The organism is Paenibacillus ottowii (assembly GCF_050516475.1).
Lineage (GTDB): Bacteria > Bacillota > Bacilli > Paenibacillales > Paenibacillaceae > Paenibacillus > Paenibacillus ottowii.
On record NZ_CP191577.1, the window covers coordinates 1595101 to 1600876 of the forward strand.

The following is a 5776-nucleotide window of genomic DNA, read 5'->3' on the forward strand; positions in this document are numbered from 1 at the left end:
AACTAAATCAAATACATCTCTTTTAGAATACTTAGGCTCTAGTCTTAATGTTTTGATATAATTATCGACTTTCAACTCTCCAGCTCCATCTAAAGTTACTTTCTTTTCTGAGAAATCAATACCAAATTTAATAAGTTCCCCAATTTGAACATTGTAAGGTGAATAAATAGGTGCATAATATTTAGTATGCTTTCCATATATACCGTTACAGCCATAGCAGGAACTCATTAAATTGTTGGGATGCATACTAACAAACGGGTAATCTGATTTTGGTATAAAATGTTCAATAACTATGTTCCCATCAGAAATAATTGTATCCGTATCACAATATGGACATATATAAATATTATTTTCACGTTTGAAATTCTCATGAAATATCTGCCTTGAAAAGGTGGTTGAATGGGAATCGATTATTCCCCAAATTTTAGCGTTATCAAATAGCTTTTGATAGAATAACTCAATAAAAATATCTTTTAATATGTTTTTTCGTAGCGTATTCAACTAGAGTAGATAAAAATGGGGAACAGATATTATCTTGAAACAACTTCAATTTTGCTTCATTTTTGAAATTACTAACTTTCCACATTAATCTCACCTAGTTCAAGTAATTTTTTAAAAACCATTACCTTTAAAAAAGATTCCCCCATTGCTTCAAAAAATGCTTTCAAAGACGCCCTATCCTCTTCTTTTAATGCTTGAATAACCACTTCTTCAAATCTATTTTCCATTTGCTCATTGTCTACAAGTTTATCTAATATTACTCTCTCATCTGCAAGAAAAGTGTTAAACTCAGGTGTCTTTATTTCATCATTTTCCAAAATTCTTATTTGTTCTGAAAATAGGCTATTAATAAAGCTATAATTGTGACTACTTATAAGTAAATGACAATCGTATTCCTTTAATAAAATTGATAGGATAGGTAGTAAATGCTTATTCCAAGAATAGTTCAAATGTAATTCTGGCTCTTCAATGATTAAAATGCAATCGTTCTCTATATGCGTTAATAAAAAAAAGAGCCGACCAAACAAAAGCTTTTCTCCTGTACTCATATTTTTTATTTTATATTCTTCTCCCTCATTTCGTTTGATAATTACATCATTAAAATACAGATGCTTATGTTTCAAAAGAATAAAAATTAACGATATAATCTTTATGAAAGTGTTCAAAATTAAAAATGACATTGAATCCATCTACGTCCATTTCGTTTCCGAAAACTTCAAAAAATTCTCCTGTGATAAAATCTTCATTATAAAAGTCACGAAATTCTTTGGGATATTTTTTCTTTATTTTCATAAGATCATCGAAATACGGAATGTCTGATTTCTTTATGAGAAACTTCCCGTAATCTTCTAAGTAACAATACCCCAATTCCTCATAAAATCGATCGTGTATATTTTCTCCTGATTCGAATTTGTAGAATGTCGGATGTGAGTACCTAGCAAAGATCTTATTCACAAAGCTAATGTTCATTTTTTTAAATATGTAGTTCAATTGTTGATTCTGGAAATACATATTAATAAATTTAAAAATACCTTCTGATAAGTCCATTCCGTAAGTATTTTCATAGTAAAGTTTGCTATTTATTTTTAGCAGTTTAGTAGCTAATAGATTGATCGGGTATTCTAGTTCGTATTCACTATCAAAACCAGAAACTATCACACGTCTAGGTATAAAATCTAATATTTCATGAAACTTCTTTGTTTTTTCGGTATAATCAGAAGGAACTTTTTCTTTATTATAATAATCTTGCCCCTTCCTTCTTCCTCTCTCAGGTAATACAAATGTTTCTTTACCATCTATTCTCATATATACAACTTCCTCATACCTTTGAATACTCACTTGATGATCATTAATCTCATAGTTAAGCTTAAAATCTGTAGGTATTTTAGCCTGAGACCGCTCTAAGTTTCTAAAAATATTAGCAATAAGACTTAATATCGTCGTTTTCCCAGTGCCATTTAGGCCTATGAAAGCAGTAATAGTAGCATTTCTATATAACATCTTTTCAATCTCACTTTGTGACTCCCAAAAAACAATTTCTTTTCTCTTGAATTTTTTATAATTTTCTATATATAAACTTATTAATTTCATAAATCCTCCTACTAATGCATTCAAGCTTTCACATTAATTTTTATTTATCGGTTTACCTAAATATATCTGCTAATGCTCCAAAAGCAATGGAGATTAAACGTTTTAAAGGTATTTATAACTCCTTATTGAACTGCAAAATCCTAACATTTAAAAAGACTTATCATCCTTTTTTCTATTATTATTGATTCTGTCGTATAACGTTCCTGTATTCACGACCCAGCTATGCTGGGTGTCCGGCGAATGCCGGACCAAGGACGAATGTCCGCAGCGTGAATACTATGTTATGCGAGGTTATTGTCTTCTTGAGAGACTTTCAATTTGTCTTGTTCTTTTAGATATCCATATAACGCTGAAATATATGTTGAGATGGTTATTTGAGCACCTTTTCCATTTTGATTCATATGTATCCCTAGGTTTTCAATGATTTTATCCTTTATTTCTTTATTTGCAATTATTTCGTTCAACTCTTCAACCCTGTCTTCAAGTCCAAAATTATTTATTTCCTTCATTAACTCGTCTCTAAAATTCTCATACCAATTTTGCTTTTCTGTCCATATTAAAAATGCTTCTACCGATCTAGTATTCGGAGCTTTATCATGACAATCTCTGCACATTAAAAACAAATTTGAGGGTTCATCAGTACCGTCAAATTGCTTAGCAATAATATGGCATCTCTGTAACGGGATATTATCCCAATTCTTTATTATTTCTTCCCTAGTTGCATAAGGTTTCTTTATATCATATTTATCCCCCCAAAACCTGCCACATGCCCAACAACACGGCTCTCCCCAATCAATTCCCTTCTTATCTAACCAATTCATCCAATATTCGAATATCTTTGATTTCGAAGGCATTCCCATCTTCAACTATCATTCCTTTCATTTTATTAATTACAATAATTTCGCATAACGTTCCTGTATTCACGATCCGGCGTATGCTGGGTGTCTGACGAATGTCGGACCAAGGACGAATGTCCGCAGCGTGAATATTATGTTATACGACGGAATCGCTCTTCTAATTAAGTTTTTGTTTAAAGTTGTTTTCATCTAAAATAAAACTACAACCAATCAAGTTTTATTCTTTTCTAAAATCCAAAAATGCTAACATCATTTTGCTGTTTAATTTTTCTTTTTTTAATTCCTTGTTATCTCTTAGCGGTATATGATCAAGCCTTTGTTCATGAATTTTTATTAATTTATCAATACCACTCTCTTGGACTCATCCACCAATCCTCTGAATTAACCATTGTCTTTTCTATTAACTCCAACATATTTAAATCATTATATATGTAATGTAAATAATGATTGTTTTTCGCGAAAAGTGATTTGCCTTTTGCGAACATGATTATAAGGTCTGAATAATTCTCATATGGAATACAAATTAAAAATAATTCATCTTCTTTTCCTTGAGTATTCAATGAGAATGAAACTTTGGTAGCCATTGCAACAGGAATATGATAATTAACTTTTCGATGAACAATAATCAAATTATCTTCATTTTTGTTGTGAGAATTTTCTTGAATATCCTGATCCATTGTAATGTCTAAAGTTAAAAAGGCTTCTTCATCAAATGTTGCTGAGTTTAGTCCACCTGCATTAATAATGTTCAGAATATTAGAACTGTACTTATTAAGCTTTTTTATTCTTATTTCATTAGCTTCTGTGGCTGTGTTTTTCCCACGTTCTATAATTTTTTTTATATTTTCATTTTTTAGCGAGGTATTCAGTTTTTCATAAAATAGTGGAGCCATCTTATTGATAACATTTTCGTTAAATATTATAAAATTCAAAACTCTATAAACTTGAAGGAAGACATCCTTCTGACTTTTGATCCCATTCTTATCTACACTAAAAAAAATTTCATCATGTATTTTGCAAAATCCTTTAAATGTTGAGGCGTCATTTATTCCTATTTCTCCAATACCATATTTTTTTTCTGGATACATCCTTTTAGATTCGGGAGAAAAGAGAATTCCATTCTCAGAGATTTGATTTAATGATATTTTTTTAGAGATTGTGTGCGAAGATATTGCATGCATATTACATCCTGGATACATACAATAGGCTTGTTTGTTATTAAGATATTTTTTAACAGCGTTTTCTACACTATTATCAAATTCAATTGCTTCTTTATTAGGTCTCACTGATTTACTTCTCCTTTATTCAGCTCGTTAATACAATAAATACATTCAAGAGCTTTTATATGCAAATATAATCAAATGATTCTGTCGTATAACGTTTCTGTATTCATGAACCCCAGAGGGGTTGTCTGCTGAAATGCCTCTTCGAAATCCTTCCCGCAGACCCAGGCTCCATTGGAGCCGCAGCTTGAATATTATGTTAACTGAAGTTGCTTACATCATTGAGTTACATATATATTAAAAATACTACCTTAAAATTTGACTTCCTTCTCATCAAATATATGCCCTTCTTTATAATATTCAATATTAATGCTTCTCTTCTTATAATTTACTTCATAATAAACTCCCAATGCATATCTACATACATGTTCTGGGAATGTCTTTTCATCAAAAGACCAAACATCATCATAACTGTCTTTGGTCAAAGCAATTAGTCTGATTCTGTCACTTTCTTTCTCTTCTTTTGTTCTATCGGATTTCTTCATCTCTATCGCTATTAAATTGTCTTGGTTAATGTTATTTCCCCGGCTGTGAACAATAAGATCGCAATTTATCTTAACCCCAACATCCTTAGGTCCATAAATAGTTTTTACAATTGTTTTGATTTTACCATTTTTGTTCCGATTATATTCCACGTCTACCTTGTATTCTGCAAATTCAGATTTTTTTATTATATTATTTATATGTAACATTAGCGCACCACAAAGTGTCCTCTCAGAAACTTTAGATATTAATAAGTCAAGATCACTTTCTAAAAAGTCTCTATTTGCATTCTCGAATATTTCAATAAGTCTTTTTATCAATGTGTGTGCCTCCGAATATTTCATTTTTGATTGTTTATAAAGCAATTTCAGTTAACGTTTCTGTATTCATGAACCCCGAAGGGGTTGTCTGCTGAAATTTCTCTTCGATATCCAACTCGCAGACCAAGGTTCCATAGGATCCGCCACTTGAATACTTTGTTAGACGATGGACTTGGCTTCATTGAAATACTGTGACAAAGCAACCTAGAACAAATCCCATTTTGGTGGCCCTATAAACAAAGGGGTTGCAATATATGTTTTTTCTTCTGGAAAATAGTGTTTAATTGAACATAGACCTGCAAAATATCCCCCATAATAAAAAGAAGAAAATGAAGTTGAAGTTGTTATCCATTTAGGGTCTATTACCAACACAAATTTGTAACTACCACGTTTTGTAAAAATGTATGGTTGAGCTTCTAATTTATTCGAAAGAATATACTCTTTTCCTTCATACTCATCTGCGCCTGGTATGTTCTTTGATTTGAATTCTTCCTTAAAGGAATAAATTTTCCCAATAATTGTTGGATTGAAATTTTCCAAGTTCAGTAATGGAGTTGCCTCTACGCTAATTTTTCCAACTAAGTCACGTATGCTTAACATTAGTGGCACTAAATGAATTTGGAGAGAATGAAGATTCTTTATTCCGTTCATAAATTCGAAATCCATTACGTAACCATTAAGACCTGCCAATATAGATAGCCTTGGAATATTTATGTAATATAACTGAGAAATATTTGATTTC

The 5776-nt window shown here is 31.0% G+C and carries 7 protein-coding genes; all 7 read right to left on the bottom strand.

Annotated elements, in window-relative coordinates; genetic code table 11:
* The coding region (locus tag ACQQ6X_RS07475; protein ID WP_430493544.1) for an HNH endonuclease at positions 1 to 501 on the bottom strand (501 nt) is incomplete at its 3' end.
* A 71-nt stretch (positions 502 to 572) separates the two neighbouring features.
* Positions 573 to 1190: an AAA family ATPase gene (locus ACQQ6X_RS07480; protein ID WP_430493545.1), complete on the bottom strand. Its 618-nt coding sequence runs from the start codon at positions 1188 to 1190 to the stop codon at positions 573 to 575.
* On the bottom strand, positions 1114 to 2091 hold the full coding sequence (locus ACQQ6X_RS07485; RefSeq protein ID WP_430493546.1) for a hypothetical protein: 978 nt from the start codon (positions 2089 to 2091) through the stop codon (positions 1114 to 1116). The genes ACQQ6X_RS07480 and ACQQ6X_RS07485 overlap by 77 nt, the downstream gene beginning before the upstream one ends.
* A 281-nt stretch (positions 2092 to 2372) precedes the next feature.
* Positions 2373 to 2912 carry an HNH endonuclease gene (locus ACQQ6X_RS07490; protein WP_326400081.1) on the bottom strand — a complete coding sequence of 180 codons (540 nt, stop codon included), beginning with the start codon at positions 2910 to 2912 and terminating at the stop codon, positions 2373 to 2375.
* 377 nt (positions 2913 to 3289) lie between these two features.
* On the bottom strand, positions 3290 to 4234 hold the full coding sequence (locus ACQQ6X_RS07495; RefSeq protein ID WP_430493547.1) for a hypothetical protein: 945 nt from the start codon (positions 4232 to 4234) through the stop codon (positions 3290 to 3292).
* A 248-nt stretch (positions 4235 to 4482) separates the two neighbouring features.
* Positions 4483 to 5034, bottom strand: coding sequence for a hypothetical protein (locus ACQQ6X_RS07500; RefSeq protein ID WP_305164812.1), 552 nt, complete (start codon positions 5032 to 5034; stop codon positions 4483 to 4485).
* Between the two features lie 204 nt (positions 5035 to 5238).
* A partial coding sequence (locus tag ACQQ6X_RS07505; RefSeq protein ID WP_430493548.1) for a hypothetical protein occupies positions 5239 to 5776 on the bottom strand: 538 nt, incomplete at its 5' end.

Bases quoted from the DNA above. Each gene is read 5' to 3' on its own strand.
- ACQQ6X_RS07480 (WP_430493545.1), bottom strand. From the start codon at position 1,190: ATGGATTCAATGTCATTTTTAATTTTGAACACTTTCATAAAGATTATA.
- ACQQ6X_RS07485 (WP_430493546.1), bottom strand. From the start codon at position 2,091: ATGAAATTAATAAGTTTATATATAGAAAATTATAAAAAATTCAAGAGA.
- ACQQ6X_RS07490 (WP_326400081.1), bottom strand. From the start codon at position 2,912: ATGAATTGGTTAGATAAGAAGGGAATTGATTGGGGAGAGCCGTGTTGT.